Annotated in this window: 24 protein-coding genes; 3 read left to right on the top strand and 21 right to left on the bottom strand. The window is 63.1% G+C overall.

Annotated elements, in window-relative coordinates; translation table 11 throughout:
- Positions 1–16: 16 nt before the first annotated feature.
- The 21 genes from rpmJ to rplC form a co-directional block, all read right to left on the bottom strand.
- Positions 17–130 carry a 50S ribosomal protein L36 gene (gene rpmJ / locus KBY49_RS10780; protein WP_007100636.1) on the bottom strand — a complete coding sequence of 38 codons (114 nt, stop codon included), beginning with the start codon at positions 128–130 and terminating at the stop codon, positions 17–19.
- Between the two features lie 57 nt (positions 131–187).
- Positions 188–736, bottom strand: coding sequence for an adenylate kinase (locus KBY49_RS10775; protein WP_254934821.1), 549 nt, complete (start codon positions 734–736; stop codon positions 188–190).
- A gap of 70 nt (positions 737–806) precedes the next feature.
- The gene (gene secY / locus KBY49_RS10770; protein ID WP_254934820.1) at positions 807–2,126 is read right to left on the bottom strand and encodes a preprotein translocase subunit SecY; all 1,320 of its coding nucleotides are present in this window, start codon (positions 2,124–2,126) and stop codon (positions 807–809) included.
- Between the two features lie 172 nt (positions 2,127–2,298).
- Complete coding sequence (rplO, locus tag KBY49_RS10765; protein ID WP_254934819.1) at positions 2,299–2,748, bottom strand: 50S ribosomal protein L15; 450 nt, start codon at positions 2,746–2,748, stop codon at positions 2,299–2,301.
- 8 nt (positions 2,749–2,756) lie between these two features.
- Positions 2,757–3,428, bottom strand: a complete 672-nt coding sequence (rpsE, locus tag KBY49_RS10760; protein ID WP_254934818.1) for a 30S ribosomal protein S5 — start codon at positions 3,426–3,428, stop codon at positions 2,757–2,759.
- Between the two features lie 14 nt (positions 3,429–3,442).
- Complete coding sequence (rplR, locus tag KBY49_RS10755) at positions 3,443–3,808, bottom strand: 50S ribosomal protein L18 (protein ID WP_254934817.1); 366 nt, start codon at positions 3,806–3,808, stop codon at positions 3,443–3,445.
- 32 nt (positions 3,809–3,840) lie between these two features.
- Positions 3,841–4,380, bottom strand: a complete 540-nt coding sequence (gene rplF / locus KBY49_RS10750; RefSeq protein ID WP_254934816.1) for a 50S ribosomal protein L6 — start codon at positions 4,378–4,380, stop codon at positions 3,841–3,843.
- 17 nt (positions 4,381–4,397) lie between these two features.
- Positions 4,398–4,799: a 30S ribosomal protein S8 gene (rpsH, locus tag KBY49_RS10745; protein ID WP_254934815.1), complete on the bottom strand. Its 402-nt coding sequence runs from the start codon at positions 4,797–4,799 to the stop codon at positions 4,398–4,400.
- 19 nt (positions 4,800–4,818) lie between these two features.
- Positions 4,819–5,358 (bottom strand): 50S ribosomal protein L5, encoded by a 540-nt coding sequence (gene rplE, locus KBY49_RS10740; protein WP_254934814.1) that lies wholly within the window; start codon positions 5,356–5,358, stop codon positions 4,819–4,821.
- 95 nt (positions 5,359–5,453) lie between these two features.
- On the bottom strand, positions 5,454–5,810 hold the full coding sequence (gene rplX, locus KBY49_RS10735) for a 50S ribosomal protein L24 (protein ID WP_254934813.1): 357 nt from the start codon (positions 5,808–5,810) through the stop codon (positions 5,454–5,456).
- Position 5,811: 1 nt separating this feature from the next.
- A complete protein-coding gene (gene rplN / locus KBY49_RS10730; RefSeq protein WP_254934812.1) occupies positions 5,812–6,177 on the bottom strand; it encodes a 50S ribosomal protein L14 in 366 nt (121 codons plus the stop codon).
- A gap of 13 nt (positions 6,178–6,190) precedes the next feature.
- Positions 6,191–6,442: a 30S ribosomal protein S17 gene (rpsQ, locus tag KBY49_RS10725; RefSeq protein ID WP_254934811.1), complete on the bottom strand. Its 252-nt coding sequence runs from the start codon at positions 6,440–6,442 to the stop codon at positions 6,191–6,193.
- Positions 6,443–6,460: 18 nt separating this feature from the next.
- Positions 6,461–6,685, bottom strand: coding sequence for a 50S ribosomal protein L29 (gene rpmC, locus KBY49_RS10720; RefSeq protein WP_254934810.1), 225 nt, complete (start codon positions 6,683–6,685; stop codon positions 6,461–6,463).
- A gap of 2 nt (positions 6,686–6,687) precedes the next feature.
- A complete protein-coding gene (rplP, locus tag KBY49_RS10715) occupies positions 6,688–7,155 on the bottom strand; it encodes a 50S ribosomal protein L16 (RefSeq protein ID WP_254934809.1) in 468 nt (155 codons plus the stop codon).
- Positions 7,156–7,170: 15 nt separating this feature from the next.
- The gene (gene rpsC / locus KBY49_RS10710) at positions 7,171–7,899 is read right to left on the bottom strand and encodes a 30S ribosomal protein S3 (protein ID WP_254934808.1); all 729 of its coding nucleotides are present in this window, start codon (positions 7,897–7,899) and stop codon (positions 7,171–7,173) included.
- 19 nt (positions 7,900–7,918) lie between these two features.
- A complete protein-coding gene (gene rplV, locus KBY49_RS10705) occupies positions 7,919–8,272 on the bottom strand; it encodes a 50S ribosomal protein L22 (protein WP_254934807.1) in 354 nt (117 codons plus the stop codon).
- 4 nt (positions 8,273–8,276) lie between these two features.
- Positions 8,277–8,552, bottom strand: coding sequence for a 30S ribosomal protein S19 (gene rpsS / locus KBY49_RS10700; RefSeq protein WP_254934806.1), 276 nt, complete (start codon positions 8,550–8,552; stop codon positions 8,277–8,279).
- Positions 8,553–8,587: 35 nt separating this feature from the next.
- Complete coding sequence (rplB, locus tag KBY49_RS10695; protein ID WP_254934805.1) at positions 8,588–9,451, bottom strand: 50S ribosomal protein L2; 864 nt, start codon at positions 9,449–9,451, stop codon at positions 8,588–8,590.
- Positions 9,452–9,466: 15 nt separating this feature from the next.
- On the bottom strand, positions 9,467–9,769 hold the full coding sequence (locus KBY49_RS10690; RefSeq protein ID WP_254934804.1) for a 50S ribosomal protein L23: 303 nt from the start codon (positions 9,767–9,769) through the stop codon (positions 9,467–9,469).
- A complete protein-coding gene (gene rplD / locus KBY49_RS10685) occupies positions 9,762–10,397 on the bottom strand; it encodes a 50S ribosomal protein L4 (RefSeq protein WP_254934803.1) in 636 nt (211 codons plus the stop codon). Before rplD ends, KBY49_RS10690 begins: the two co-directional genes overlap by 8 nt.
- An 11-nt stretch (positions 10,398–10,408) precedes the next feature.
- Positions 10,409–11,056 (bottom strand): 50S ribosomal protein L3, encoded by a 648-nt coding sequence (rplC, locus tag KBY49_RS10680; RefSeq protein ID WP_254934802.1) that lies wholly within the window; start codon positions 11,054–11,056, stop codon positions 10,409–10,411.
- Between the two features lie 477 nt (positions 11,057–11,533).
- On the opposite strand from rplC, the gene KBY49_RS10675 reads away from it, so the two are divergent.
- From KBY49_RS10675 to KBY49_RS10665, 3 genes are read left to right on the top strand one after another with little or no spacing between them, the layout of a single operon-like run.
- Positions 11,534–11,992 carry an NAD(P)H-quinone oxidoreductase subunit N gene (locus KBY49_RS10675; protein ID WP_254934801.1) on the top strand — a complete coding sequence of 153 codons (459 nt, stop codon included), beginning with the start codon at positions 11,534–11,536 and terminating at the stop codon, positions 11,990–11,992.
- A 5-nt stretch (positions 11,993–11,997) separates the two neighbouring features.
- A complete protein-coding gene (locus tag KBY49_RS10670) occupies positions 11,998–13,020 on the top strand; it encodes an LdpA C-terminal domain-containing domain (RefSeq protein ID WP_254934873.1) in 1,023 nt (340 codons plus the stop codon).
- Positions 13,021–13,031: 11 nt separating this feature from the next.
- Positions 13,032–14,648, top strand: a complete 1,617-nt coding sequence (locus KBY49_RS10665; RefSeq protein ID WP_254934872.1) for an AAA family ATPase — start codon at positions 13,032–13,034, stop codon at positions 14,646–14,648.
- Positions 14,649–14,651 lie beyond the last annotated feature (3 nt).

Below are 14,651 nucleotides of genomic sequence, written 5' to 3'. Positions count from 1 at the left end.
GCGGCCATGGGGCTGGTCAGCCCTGGCGCTGCTTGTGCTTGGGGTTGGTGCAGATGACCATTACCCTGCCGTGGCGACGAATCACCCGGCACTTCTCACACATTTTTTTCACTGAGGCACGCACCTTCATGGGAGTAGTGCTCTCCGAAATTGCAAACGAGCAACCTATCACACAGGTCAACTGGCCTCAGGCCAGAAGGTCTGTGATGCGATCGGCAATCGTTTCGACGCTGCCAGCGGCCTCGACCGCCTCCAGCAGGCCCCTGCTGCGGTAGTGGCTGATCAGCGGTGCGGTCTGTTCGCGGTAGACCTCGAGGCGGTGGCGAATCACTGCTTCGTTGTCATCGGTGCGGCCCCGGCTCAGCAGGCGTTGGATCAGGAGGTCGTCGTCGAGCTCCATCAGCACAACCAATTCGATCTGTTGGCCCAGGTCATCAAGGAGCTGGCCCAGGGCTTCGGCCTGGGCCAGGTTGCGGGGAAAGCCATCGAGCAGCCAGCCGCCCTGATGGCTCTCTAGTCGGCCCCGCACGATCGCCAGCACCAGGGCATCGCTCACGAGCTCGCCCCTGGCCATGACGGCCTCGGCCTCTTGCCCCAAGGCACTGCCGGCCTGGACCTCTGCCCGCAGCAGGTCGCCGGTAGAGAGGTGCAACAGGCCCTTGGCCACGGCCAGTTGTTGGGCCTGGGTGCCCTTGCCGGCCCCGGGGGGACCGAGGAAAAGAAGGCGTTGTTTCATGGCTTGCAATGCAAATAAACGGAAAACAGCTGGCGGGTTTGGCAGGAATTTGCCCTGGCCGCCCTCGGGCCTATTGGCGTACCATCCCTTCGTAGCGCTGGGAGATCACGTAGGTCTGGACCTGCTTGGCGGTGTCGATGGCGACGCCCACCAGGATCAGCAGGGAGGTGGCCCCCAGGCCTTGAAAGGTCCGCACCTGGGTGGCGCCTTCAACAGCGGAGGGGATGATCGCCACCGCCCCGAGGAACACGCCGCCTAGAAGGGTGAGACGGTTTTGCACTCCGCTCAAGTAGGTGGCGGTTGCGGAGCCTGGCCGGATGCCTGGGATCGCTACGCCGCCCCGCTTGAGGTTGGTGGCGATGTCGACCGGATTGACCGTGAGCGAGGCATAGAAAAAGCCAAAGCCGCAGATCAGGCCGAAGAACACCAGGGCGTAAACCCAGGGCGTATTGCTGTTGGGATTGAGGTATCCCGCCACCTGGATCAGCAATGGGTTGCGGGTCAGGTTGGCGATGGTTAGGGGCAGGAACACAACTGCCGAGGCAAAAATGATCGGCATCACGCCTCCGGCATTGAGCTTGAGCGGCAGGTAGCTCTGGCGTGCGGCCAGCAGACTGGCTCCGCCCACCTGGCGTTTGGCGCTGACGATGGGGATACGGCGGTTGCCCTCCTGCACAAAGATGATGCCCACGATGGTGAGTAGGAAAACAACCACCAGCACCACAATTCCCCCCACGGTGCTGCGGTCGCCGCTTTGGGCCAACTCGACGGTGGAGCCCAGGGCCTTGGGCAGGGTGGCCACGATGTTTACGAAGATCACCAGGGATGCGCCTTGGCCAATTCCCCTTTCAGTGATCACCTCAGATATCCACATCACCACCATCGAGCCTGTGACCAGCGCCAGGGCCGTTTGGATCACAAACACCGGCTCCGAGAGGCCCTCCGTGGCGTATTGCCTCAGGATCAGGGCAAAGACCGTGCTTTGCAGGATCCCCCAACCCAGGGCCACATAGCGGGTGATTTGGGCGATTTTGCGCCGACCAGCCTCCCCTTCGTTTTTTTGGAGATCCTCCAGCTGGGGAAGGGCTGCCGTGAGCAACTGGATGATGATCGAGGCGTTAATGAAGGGCAGGATCCCCAGGGCAAATACCCCCAGGGTGGAGAGTCCGCCGCCGGTGAAGATGTCGAGGAAGCCAATCAGCTGCCCGCCTTTTGAAAGGAAGTCGGCAAAGGCCACCCGATCAATGCCCGGCATGGGGATGTAGATCCCCAGCCGCACCACAAGCAGCAGGGCCAGGGTGGTGAGCACCCGGTCGCGCAGGCCCTTGGATTGGATCAACTGGCTGAGGATTTCCCCGGCACTGGGGTTTCGGCCCCGGCTAAGCAGCATGGTGAATCTGGGCGGGAGAGGGATGGGATCCAGCTGGCAGCATGCCTGGGGTGGGCCCTGGGCGGTGACTAGCCAAACAAAAGCCGCCTGCTGGCCAGGGGCTCAAGCAGACGGCTCAGACCTTAGACCGCCCAACCCCGTAGGCCATTGGGCGACCAGAGAAAGGAGGTGATCAGACCAGTTCGCAGCTGCCGCCAGCTGCTTCGATTTTGGTGCGGGCGCTGGCCGTAAAGGCGGTTGCCTGGACGGTGAGTTTGACGGCCAACTCACCATTCCCGAGGATCTTGAGGGGATGCTTGGGGCTAGTGACAATTCCATCTTTGACGAGGGAATCGAGGCTCACCGTGCTGCCGGCCTTGATCTCGGCAAGCTTGGCCACGTTGATCACGGTGAATTCCTTGCGGTTCACCAGTTCAAAGTGCTTGAGCTTGGGGATGCGACGGTAAAGGGGCATTTGGCCACCTTCAAAGCCAGGCCGGGTGGGGCTACCCGAGCGGGACTTTTGACCACGCATGCCGAAACCGCAGCTGGCACCTTGGCCGGCGGCGATGCCACGGCCCTTGCGCAGTTTGCGGCGCCTTGCACCGGGATTGGACTTAAGGGTTTGAAGAGTGAAAGACATGGGGAATCTCAGGAGTAAATCTGCTCGAGGGAGATGCCCCGCTCCTTGGCGGTCTCCTTGTGGGTGCGGAGGCCAGCCAGGGCTTCGATGGCAGCGCGGGCGTTGTTGAGGGGGGTTTTTGAACCCAGGCGCTTGGCGAGCACGTTTTTGATGCCGGCGAGTTCCAGCACCGTGCGGATCGAACCACCCGCGATAACACCGGTACCTGGGGCGGCCGGCCGAATCAAGACACTGGCGGCGCCATCGCGGCCATTGCTGAGGGTTGGGATGGAGCTGTGGCGGGTGAGGGGCACCTTCACCAGGTGCTTCTTGCCATCGGCCACGCCCTTGCGGACGGCGCCGATCACATCACCGGCCTTGCCGACGCCAACGCCGACCTGGCCCCGTTCGTTGCCGACAACAATGATGGCCCTGAAGCTCATCTTCTTGCCGCCCTTGACGGTTTTGGAGACACGGCGGATTTGCACCACGCGCTCCTGCCATTCGGAGTCGCGCTCCTGGCCCCTGCGGTTGTCGCGGCCCCGGCCGCCGCCGCCGCCACGGCGGTCGCCGCCGCCGCCGCCGCCGCCACGGCCTTCACCGCGGCCACCGCGGCGCTCCTGCTGGCCATCGGCCGCTGCAGGAACATCCGCCGCTCCAGGAATGGCGTTGGTTTGGATCTGGTCGTTGGATTCGGTCATGGTGAGAGCAGGGATCAGAACTGAAGGCCCGCTTCCCGGGCGGCGTCAGCCAGGGCTTTCACCCGGCCGTGGTACAGGTTGCCGCCGCGATCGAAGACCACCTGCTGGATGCCCTTAGCCAGGGCACGCTTGGCGACCAAGGCACCAACGGCCACGGAGGCATCGCAGGTGGCACTGGTTTCAAGACTGGTGCGCAGATCTTTGTCGAGGGTCGACGCTGCACAGAGGGTGTTCTGGGAGGCGTCGTCGATGACCTGGGCGTAGATGTGATTGTTGGAACGGAACACGGCCAAACGCGGACGTTGGGCAGTGCCGGAGAGAAGGCGACGCAGGCGGCGGTGACGCTTCTGGGTCTGCTGTTTGCGGGAAATGGAAGACATAGGGATACAGGGTAACGGCTCTCAGGCAGACCTCATTTCTTACCGGTCTTACCGGCCTTGCGCAGGATGCGCTCACCCTCGTATTTGATGCCCTTGCCCTTGTAGGGCTCCGGCGGACGAATGGCGCGGACCTTGGCGGCCTCATTGCCCACAAGTTCCTTGTTGGCACCAGAGACAAAAACGGTGGTGTTGCCTTCCACGGTGAAGGTGACTCCATCGGGGGGCAGCATTTCCACCTGGTGGCTGTAGCCGGCGCTCACCACCAGTTTTTTGCCCTGCACGGCGGCGCGGTAGCCCACGCCAACGATTTCGAGCTTTTTGGTGTAGCCCTGGCTGACGCCTTCCACCATGTTGGCGACGAGGGTCCGGCACAGGCCATGGCGCTCGCGGGAGCGTCGGGTTTCCGTGCTGGGGCTCACCACCAGAGTGTTGCCGTCCTGGGAGATTTGCACCCCATCGGGGAGGGTGCGAGAAAGTTCACCCTTGGGGCCCTTCACGGTGACTGCCAGGCCATTGAGGCTGACACTCACCTTTTCGGGGAGGGGAATCGGTGCTTTACCAATACGAGACATGGATCAAATTCCCAGGATCAGTAGACGTAGCAGAGCACTTCGCCACCGACGCCCTGCTTGCGGGCGTCGCGGTCGCTCATCACTCCTTTAGAGGTGGAGATGATGGCCACACCGAGGCCGCCCAAAACCTTGGGCAGCTGACGATTGTTCTTGTAAACGCGCAGGCCAGGCTTGCTAACCCTTTGCACTGAGCGGATGGTGGGCTGGCGGTGTTTGCCGCTGTATTTCAGCTCTAGCACCAGGTGCCTCAGGACGCCTTCACCTTCTTCGGTGATGGCGGCAATGAAGCCCTCCTGCTGCAGCACGTTGGCAACGTTGCGCACCTGCCGTGAAGCTGGAATCTTTGTGGTCTCGTGACGCTTCTCACTCGCATTGCGAATGCGGGTGAGCATGTCAGAAATGGGGTCGTGATTGGCCATAGGTCGGGTCCGAAGAGGGCTAATTGCTGCGGAACGGCATTCCCATCTCGCGGAGGAGGGCCCGGCCCTCTTCGTCGCTACGGGCGCTGGTCACGATGGTGACGTCCATCCCCCGGATCGCATCGATCTTGTCGAAGGCGATCTCGGGGAAAATGATCTGTTCGCGGATCCCCAGGGTGTAATTCCCGCGGCCATCAAAGCTCTTGGGGCTCACACCGCGAAAATCACGGATGCGGGGCAGAGCCAGGTGAATCAGGCGCTCCAGGAACGCATACATCCGCTCACCGCGCAGTGTCACAGCCACGCCAATCGGCATGCCCTGGCGGATCTTGAAGGCGGCAATAGCCTTCTTGGCGCGGGTCACCATCACCTTTTGACCGGTGATGTTGGCCAGCTCCACGATCGAGGCCTCAAGGGCCTTGGCATTTTGGGCGGCTTCACCGAGGCCCCTGTTGACGGTGATTTTCACCACCTTGGGGACTTCGTGAATATTGGAGAGATTGAGATCTTTCAGCAACTTGGGCTGGATCTTCTCCCGATAGTTCTTTTTGAGTGACATGACGGGGAGGGGAAAGCGCTTCTGGTCTGGGTCAGAAGGAGTGGATGGGGCGGGAAAGGAGTGGGGTGGGAGTTGGGCCCAAAGGGCCTGGCAACTCAATCCAGGATTTCTCCAGTCTTTTTAAGGCGGCGCTTTTTGGTGCCGTCCTTGTCGACCGTGATCTCAACGCGGCTGGCCACGTTTTTGGTCGTGGAATAGAGCATCACGTTGGAGGCATGCACGGATGCTTCCTCGGTCACGATGCGGCCGGTTTCGCCTTCCTGGGTGGGCTTGACGTGGCGGGTGCGCAGGTTGATTCCCTGCACAACCACCCGGTTTTCGATCGGCAGAGTGCGGATCACTTCACCGGTTTTGCCCTTGTCTTTGCCGGCAATCACCTGGACGGTGTCACCTTTTTTGATGCGCATCTTGATGCGCACCTGGGGCTTGGCCTTGGGGGTTGCGGTGGCCATTTCAGATCACCTCCGGGGCGAGCGACACAATCTTGGTGAAATTGCGTTCGCGCAGTTCCCGGGCCACAGGGCCGAAAACCCTGGTGCCCTTGGGGTTGTTGTCGCCACCAAGGATCACGGCAGCGTTGTCGTCGAAGCGAATCGAGTTGCCGGTTTCCCGGCGCAGGGTCGCCTTGGTGCGGACCACCACGGCTTTGACCACATCCGATTTCTTGACGCCCATGTTGGGCATGGCGTCCTTGACGGCAGCCACGATTACGTCGCCCACGTGGGCGTAGCGCCGATTGGTACCGAGCACCCGGATGCACTGGATGCGCTTGGCGCCACTGTTGTCAGCGACGTTCAGGTAGGTCTCTTGTTGAATCATTGGGGTGCTCTCCTCAACCGGCGTTGGTGCTGTTGAGAACCTCGGCCACAGTCCAGCGCTTAGTGCGGCTGAGCGGTCGGGTCTCAGTGATGCGAACCCGGTCGCCGACGCGGCAGTTGTTTGCCTCGTCGTGGGCTTTGTAACGGGTGGTCCGGCTGACCGTCTTTTGATAGATGGGGTGGGGGAAGCGGTTTTCGACCGCCACCACCACCGTTTTGTCCATCTTGTCGCTGACGACGGTGCCGACCCTTTCCTTGGTTGCCATGGGAATTAGGGGGGGGAATCAGGAGGGGGAGTCAGCAGTGGCGGCGGAGCGTTTCTGCTCCTGCTGAACCGTCATCAGATGGGCCAGCTTGATGCGAGCTTCCTTGAAACGGTGGGGCTTTTCGAGCCTGCGGGTGGCTTGCTCGAAGCGCAGAGTGAACAGTTCACGCCGGGTGGCATTGATCTGTTCGTTGATCTCTTCGCCCGAGAGCTTGCGAACCTCGGTGATGTTGGGTCGGGCCATGGTCAGGACTCCACTGCGGCGGGTTTGCCAGAGGTGGCCAGAGCTTCCGCTTCCTGGTCAGCCAGGGTGAGGAACTTGGTCTTTAAAGGCAGCTTGTATTGGGCCAGGCGCATGGCTTCCTTGGCGATTTCGGGGGTGATGTCGGGACCCCCTATCTCGAACAGGATGCGACCTGGCTTGATCACGGCCACCCAGAACTCTGGGTTGCCCTTGCCGGAACCCATGCGGGTTTCGGCGGGGCGCATCGTGACGGGCTTGTCGGGGAAAATCCGTATCCAGATTTGCCCCCCCCGCTTGACGTAGCGGGTCATGGCCCGCCGGCTCGCTTCGATTTGGCGGGAGGTGATCCACCCGCACTCTTGGGCCTGCAGGGCAAATTCCCCGAAGGCAATGGTGTTTCCGCGAGTAGCGACACCGCGCATGCGGCCTCGCTGTTGCTTGCGGAATTTGACGCGTCTAGGACTCAGCATGATTCGGCTTCCTGATCACTCCTTATTGGAGCGGTCTTCGAACTGTTGGGGCTGCCGGCTGGTCCGCCGACGGGGAGCTGCACCCACGGGCAGCTGCTCTTTTTGGCCAGGAAGAACCTCGCCTTTGAACACCCACACCTTGATGCCCAACACCCCATAGGTGGTGCTGGCCAGCTTGGTGGCGTAGTCGATGTCGGCGCGGAGGGTGTGCAGGGGCACACGACCTTCGCGAGTCCATTCGGTCCGGGCGATTTCGGCGCCGTTAAGGCGGCCGCTCACCTGGATCTTTAGGCCGAGCACGCCGGCCCGTTGGGCCCGCTGCACGGTCATCCGCATCACGCGACGGAATGCCACGCGCTTTTCCAGTTGCTGGGCGATGTATTCGGCCAGCAGGAAGGCGTCGGCATCTACCCGCTCCACTTCCACCACGTTGATGCGCACCTGGCGGGTCGCATCACCGAGGGTTTTTTGGATGCCGGTGCGCAGCTCCTCAATGCCGCTGCCCTGACGGCCAACGAGCACGCCGGGGCGAGCGGTTTTGAGTTCGACTTCCAATTGGTCGGCCTTGCGGGCAATCAGCACATCGCTGATGCCTGCGGCGCCGTACTTCTTGTGTACGAACTTACGAATCCGGTCGTCCTCCTGGAGGAGGGTCGGATAGGTCTTGCTGGGGGCGTACCAACGCGAGCGGTGTTCCTGGGTGATCCCCAGGCGCAGGCCGGTTGGATGGATCTTGTGTCCCATCAGTCGGTGTCCTCGGGGGTCAGGCGGAAGGAGCCACAGCAATGCTGATGTGGCAGGTCTGTTTCTTGATCGCGTAGGCGCGACCCTGGGCGCGGGGGCGAAAACGCTTCAGGGACGGACCCATGTCGGCGATCGCCTGGCTGATGACCAGGGTTGATGGGTCAAGGCCCATGTTGTGTTCTGCGTTAGCCACGGCCGACCGCAACACCTTGGTGATGGGGCCGGTGGAGCGGTAAGGCATGAACTCGAGCATGATCAGCGCCTCGCGATAGGTGCGGCCGCGGATCTGGTCGAGAACCCTCCGCACTTTGGACACGGAACCGCGGATGAAGCGGCCGTGGGCGAGGGCTTGGTTGGTTGATGTGTTTGCCATAGCGTCAGCGACCTCCTTTCTTGTCCTTGATGTGGCCCCGGAAGGTGCGGGTGGGGGCGAATTCCCCGAGCTTGTGGCCCACCATTTGTTCTGTCACGTAGACCGGCACATGGGATTTGCCGTTGTGCACGGCAATCGTGTGGCCAATCATCATCGGCAGGATGGTGGAAGCACGTGACCAGGTTTTGATCACGGACTTGTCGTCGGCGGCGTTTTGTCTCTCCAGCTTGCGAAGCAGGCTGTCGGCAACAAACGGACCTTTTTTGAGTGAACGTCCCATGGCGGTTTAAGCAGAAAGCAAAGCGGTGTGGTTCATCAGGAATCGCGTCCGCCACGGCTCCGCTTGGAGGTGCGGCGACGTTTCCGGAGCACAAACCGATTGCTGGGTTTGTTCCGCTTACGGGTTTTGAGGCCTAGGGCCGGTTTGCCCCAGGGTGTCACAGGGCCGGACCGGCCGATCGGAGCGCGACCTTCGCCACCACCGTGGGGGTGATCGCAAGGGTTCATGACGCTGCCGCGGACTTCCGGACGGCGACCCAGCCAGCGCTTGCGGCCAGCTTTGCCGAGGCTGGTGTTGCGCACCTCGGCGTTGCCCACTTCGCCGATGGTGGCGTAGCACTCACGGCGGACCAGACGCACCTCGGTGGAGGGCAGCTTGAGGGCGACGTAATCGCCCTCTTTTGCCATCACCTGGGCGCTGGCACCAGCGGTGCGCACCATTTGGCCACCCCTGCCGGCGTAGAGCTCCACGTTGTGAACGCTCGAGCCGAGGGGGATGGCCGAAAGGGGCAGGGCGTTGCCGGTTTCGATCGGGGAATCGGGGCCCGACACCAACTGTTGACCGATCTCAATGCCTGCCGGAGCCAGGATGTAGCGCTTCTCACCATCGGTGTAGAAGAGCAGGGCCAGGCGGGCGTTGCGATGGGGGTCGTAGTGGATGGCGGCCACCTTGGCCACCACGCCGACTTTGTCGCGACGGAAGTCGACGATGCGATACAGGCGCTTGTGGCCACCGCCGCGGTGGCGGCAGGTGATCACGCCGCGGTTGTTGCGGCCCTTGCTGCGGTGTTTGGCCACCACCAGGCCCCGCTCGCGACCGCGGCCGGTGACCTCAGAGAAGTCACTGGCGACGCGGGTGCGTGTGCCGGGGGTGATGGGGCGGTAGTTACGGATTGCCATGGTTTTTCAGACGCCTCAGGACTCAGGGAATAGCTGGATGGCGTTGCCCTCGGCCAGGCGCACCACTGCTTTCTTCACCTGGGCGCGTTTGCCGGCGAAGCGGCCCACGCGGCGCGAACGGCGCGGGGGGTTCATGGTGCTCACACCCACCACGCGGACGTCGAACAGCTGTTCAACGGCGGCCTTGATGTCGGGCTTGGCAGCCCGGTGATCCACCTCAAAGGTGTACTGGTTGAGCTCGAGGGCGCGGGTGGCCTTCTCGGTGATCAGCGGCCGGCGGATCACATCCGCGAGCCGACCTGCAAAACGTTCAGTCATCTCCGTAGACCTCCTGGATCTTCGTGAGTGCTTCTTCGCTCAGCACCAACTTGTTGGCGTTGAGAAGGTCGAACACGTTGAGTTGATCGGCGGCGATCAACTTGACCTTTTCGAGGTTGCGGACCGAGCGACGAATCGCATCGGAGGCGCCATCGAGCACCACCAGCACCTTGGCGCCGGCATCAATGCCTAAACGCTGGAGGGCGGCGGTGATTTCCTTGGTTTTGGGGGTTTCAATCCCAGCTCCAAAGCCCTTGACCACGGTGATGTCGCCGATGCGGCTCATCAGGGCGGTGCGCAGGGCCGAACGACGTTCCTTGCGGTTCATCGCCAGGTTGTAGCTGCGGGGTTTGGGCCCGAACACCACGCCACCGCCTGGGCGGAGCGGGGTGCGGATCGAGCCCTGGCGAGCCCGACCGGTGCCCTTCTGTTTGTAGGGCTTGCGGCCACCACCGGCCACTTCGGCACGGGTCAGGGTGCTGGCCGTGCCCTGGCGGGCGTGGGCCAGCTGACGCACGACGGCGCGGTGCACCAGGTCGTGGGCAGACGTTTCTTTGGCGACCTTGAGGTCGAGGGCAGCCTTGCCGGCTTCTTTGCCCTGCCAGTCGCGGATTACACAGTTAGCCATAGGTGTTTTCCTCAGTTCCCAGCTTTGGCGCCCACCCGGTTCGCCGGGCGGATGTTCAGCAGGGCGCCGGGCTTGCCGGGCACTGAACCTTTAACCACCAGCAGATTGTGCACGGTGTCCACTTTCAGGATCACGAGGCCCCGGGTGGTGATTTGCTTGCCGCCGTAGCGACCAGCCATGCGCTTGCCGGGATAGACGCGGCCAGGGGTGGTGCCTGCGCCGATCGATCCGGGTTCGCGGTGGTTTTTGGAACCGTGGGTCATGGGGCCGCGGCTGAAGCCGTGGCGCTTTTGCAGACCGGCGAAGCCGCGACCCATGGTGTCGCCACTCACGTCGACCTTCTGGCCAGCCTCAAAGGCAGACACGGTGATGGAGGCACCCAGCTCCAGGCCATCCACGTTGTCGACCCGATATTCCTTCAGGTGACGCAGCACTTCAGAGCCTGACTTGGCCAGGTGCCCCTTGGCGGGCTTGTTCACGAGCTTTTCGCGAACGTCGCCAAAACCAAGTTGCACGGCGGCGTAGCCGTCGGTGCTGGTGGATTTGAGTTGGGTGATGCGGCAGGGACCGGCCTCGATCAATGTGACCGGGATGGATCTGCCCTCGTCGTCGAAGAATTGGGACATGCCCAATTTCTTCCCAAGAATGCCGATAGACATAGGAAGAGGTACAACGCCAGCTGGACCATCGACCATCCATGCCAAGAGGCAAAGGTGGGGCCGATGAAAGCTGAATCGGGCCGTTTGAACTGTGGGGCTAGAGCTCGAAGGGGACGCCTCAATTGGCCAAGGCGGAGCCTCGGGCAACAACTGGGGCGATAACCAAGGGGCTAGCGAGACAGATCAGGGCTCTGATCAGCGGGCTGGGACTTGTCTGAACCGGGCCCAATCGCAGTGGATTGGGTGCGTTCTGGCAGTTTCCCGACGGTTTTGCAGAAATGCTGTTTACACAGCAAACGGCTTTTTCCGTACTGGCCTAGGTAGGTCACCACCACTGGTGACCTTGTGCAGTGATTTGGAGGCCCGGCTAGCGGACGGGCACAAATTAGTAGCACAGTTGGCCAACATACCCCACGGTCTGCCCTGCACTGGAGAAGTTGGCTGTCAGAATGGCGCCCAGCTCCGCGACTGCTTGTAATGCCTCTCCTGCTTTCAGGACGCGGTTTTCGCCAGGACCTTGAGCGGTCCGGCGCCCTGGCTTTGTACGCCCCCCTTGAAGGGGGTGCCGAAACCCGCTTGATGCGTCGCCTGCGGGCGGCCGGCTACCGGGCCCAGATGGCCTCGGCCCGGGGCCTCGGTGACCCGGAGGCCTATCTCCTCGGTCTCCATGGCGTGCGCCCCCCTCACCTCGGTCACCAAAGCGTGGGCCGGGGAGCAGCGGTCGGAGAGGTGCAGATGGTGATGCCCCAGTTGGGGGCCCTGCTGGAGGGCAGCCAGCCCATCCTGCTTTGGCTTTTGGAGGGCCAGGTGCTCTCAACGGCGGAGTTGGGTTCGCTGGTGGCGCTGTGTCGCCGGGAGCCCCGCCTGAAGCTCGTGGTGGAAATGGGCGGCTCCCGTTCCCTGCGTTGGCAGCCCCTCGAGCAACTTCTGGTCTGAGGGATTTGGTGGCTGAGCAGGCCCTGGCCCAGGGGCGTTGGGTCAAGTTGATCTGTGGGGCGAGCAACCAGGATTTGGCCGCGATTGAGGATCTCTGCGGCATCTATGCACTTGCAGGCGTGCATTGCATCGACGGCGCGGCTGATCTGGCCGTGGCGGCGGCGATCGAAAGGGGAATCGCCTGGGCACAGGCGCGCGGTGCAACCAGGCCCTGGCTGATGGTGAGCCTCAGTGATGGGGCTGATCCCCACTTCCGCAAGGCCTGGTTTGATCCCGGGCGCTGCCCAACCGGCTGCCCCAGGCCCTGTGAAAGGGTCTGCCCGGCCCTGGCGATTGGCCAGGCGGCTACCGGCTCAATGGGCGTGCTGGCCGAGCGTTGCTATGGCTGTGGCCGCTGCCTGCCGGCCTGCCCCCATGGCCTGATTGGGGAGCACTCCCAGGTGCTGGCACCGGCTGCCGTGCCCCCCCTGCTGGCCTCGATCCGGCCCGATGCGGTTGAGATCCATACCCAGCCGGGCCGGCTAGATGCTTTTGCCGAGCGCCTTGGCCAGGTGGTTGCCAGTGGCATCAGCTTGGGGCGTCTGGCGGTGAGTGCGGCCATCGATGTGCAGCCTGCGGAGCTTTGGCAGCGTTATCGCCTGCTGCGCGATCTCGGCTTGGCGCCGCTTTGGCAGTTGGATGGCCGGCCGATGAGCGGTGATGTGGGGGGTGGCATGGCCCATGCCGCAGTGAAGTTGCTGGCCGCACGCCTACCCCTGGCCCCGCCGGGCCCCCTGCAACTGGCGGGCGGTACCAATGGCCAAACCCTGGTGCAGCTCCAGCTAAGGCCAAAACTCGCCCCCTTTGTGGCTGGAGTGGCCTTTGGCGGGGTGGCGCGCCGCCTGCTCCAACCCTGGCTACTGGCCGCCCAGGAGCGGGGCCAGGGCCTGCTCGCCGATGCCGAGCTGTGGCCCCAGGCCCTGGGGGAGGCCCGGTCTTTGGTGCAGCCTTGGCTAGAACGGCAGCCATTCCCAGGCCAGCGGTGCTGAGCTCCCAACCGATCACCCACCAGCAGATTACGGACGATCTCGATCGCCTGCTCACGGTGTTGCCCCTAGCGATCAGGAGGGCCCTGGCGTCTGCCCAGGCCCGCGATCAACTGATTGAGGTGGTGATGGATTTGGGTCGGGTGCCGGAGGCCCGCTATCCAGATCGGGTGCGGGACCTAGGCACGGAAGCGGTGAGCCGGGCTGATCTGGCGTTGGTGGTTGATCAACTCGGCAGCTTTGGCGGAGATAACCGCTCTGGCATTGAGCGCACCCTGCACCGCATCAGCGCCATTCGCAACCGCAGCGGAACCGTCGTGGGACTCACCTGCCGGGTGGGTCGTGCTGTGTTTGGCACCGTGGCGATGGTGCGTGATCTGCTCGATTCGGGCCAATCCCTGCTGTTGATGGGGCGGCCCGGGGTGGGCAAAACCACGGCCCTTAGGGAAATCGCCCGGGTTTTGGCGGACGACTTTGGCCGCCGAGTGGTGGTGATTGACACCAGTAATGAAATCGCCGGCGATGGCGACATCCCCCACCCCGGCATTGGTCGGGCCCGCCGCATGCAGGTGGCCAGGCCTGAGCTGCAGCACCAGGTGATGATTGAGGCCGTGGAAAACCACATGCCTGAGGTCATCGTTATCGATGAAATCGGCACCGAGTTGGAGGCCCAGGCAGCTCGCACGATTGCGGAGCGGGGGGTGATGTTGGTGGCCACCGCCCATGGCAACGAGTTGGCAAACCTGATTAAAAATCCGACCCTTGCGGACTTGATCGGCGGTATCCAGACGGTCACCTTGGGCGATGAGGAAGCCCGCCGGCGCCGTAGCCAGAAGACAGTCTTGGAGAGGGCGGCCGACCCCACCTTCCCCTTGGCGGTGGAGATGCACAGCCGCCAGCGCTGGTTGGTTCACCAGGAGGTAGCCGGCACCGTTGACCTGCTGTTGCGGGGGCAGCTGGCCAGGCCCCAGGTGCGGGAGCTGGGCGCCGATGGCCAAATGCAAGTGCAGGAGCCTGTTTTGCCGGCCCCCCTAGCGCTTAGGCCAGGTCCAAACTTGCGGCCAGGCCCAACCCTGCGGCCAGGCCCAACCCTGCGGCCAGTTTCCCCATTGCGGCTTATCCCGCCAGTTCGGCCGCTGTTGCGGGTCTACGGGGCTGGGATCAGTAGGCGTGAGCTGGAGCAGGTGGTGCGTGGACGGCAAATGCCGGTTGAGCCCGCAGGCAGCGTGGAGCTGGCGGACGTGGTGTTGAGCGTGCGCCAGCAGCTGGGTCGAGATCCCCACGTACGTCGCCAGGCCCAGGAGTTGGGAATTCCGATTTTGGTTATCAAAAGTTCTGCCCTGCCCCAAATTCAGCGGGGCTTGGAGCGGCTGCTGGCCAACCAGGCAATTCCGGCCTCCGAGGCCCTTGCCGATTCCCTAGGACCCGATTTCGACGACGACCTGGGGGGGCTGGAGGAATGTCGCCTGGCGGTTGAGGAGGTGGTTTTGCCCCAGGGCCAGCCGGTGGACCTATTGCCCCGCAGCGCCAGGGTGCGCCAGTTGCAGGCCGAATTTGCCGGCCACTACCAGCTGCGCACGGCCGTGCTTGGCCGGGGCCAGGCCCAGCGACTGCGGGTATTTCCAGCCTGAAGT

Origin of the sequence: Cyanobium sp. WAJ14-Wanaka (assembly GCF_024345375.1) — a bacterium.
Classification (GTDB): Bacteria; Cyanobacteriota; Cyanobacteriia; order PCC-6307; family Cyanobiaceae; genus Cyanobium_A.
Note: the sequence above shows the minus strand (reverse complement) of the source record. Positions and strands in the feature narration are given on the sequence as shown.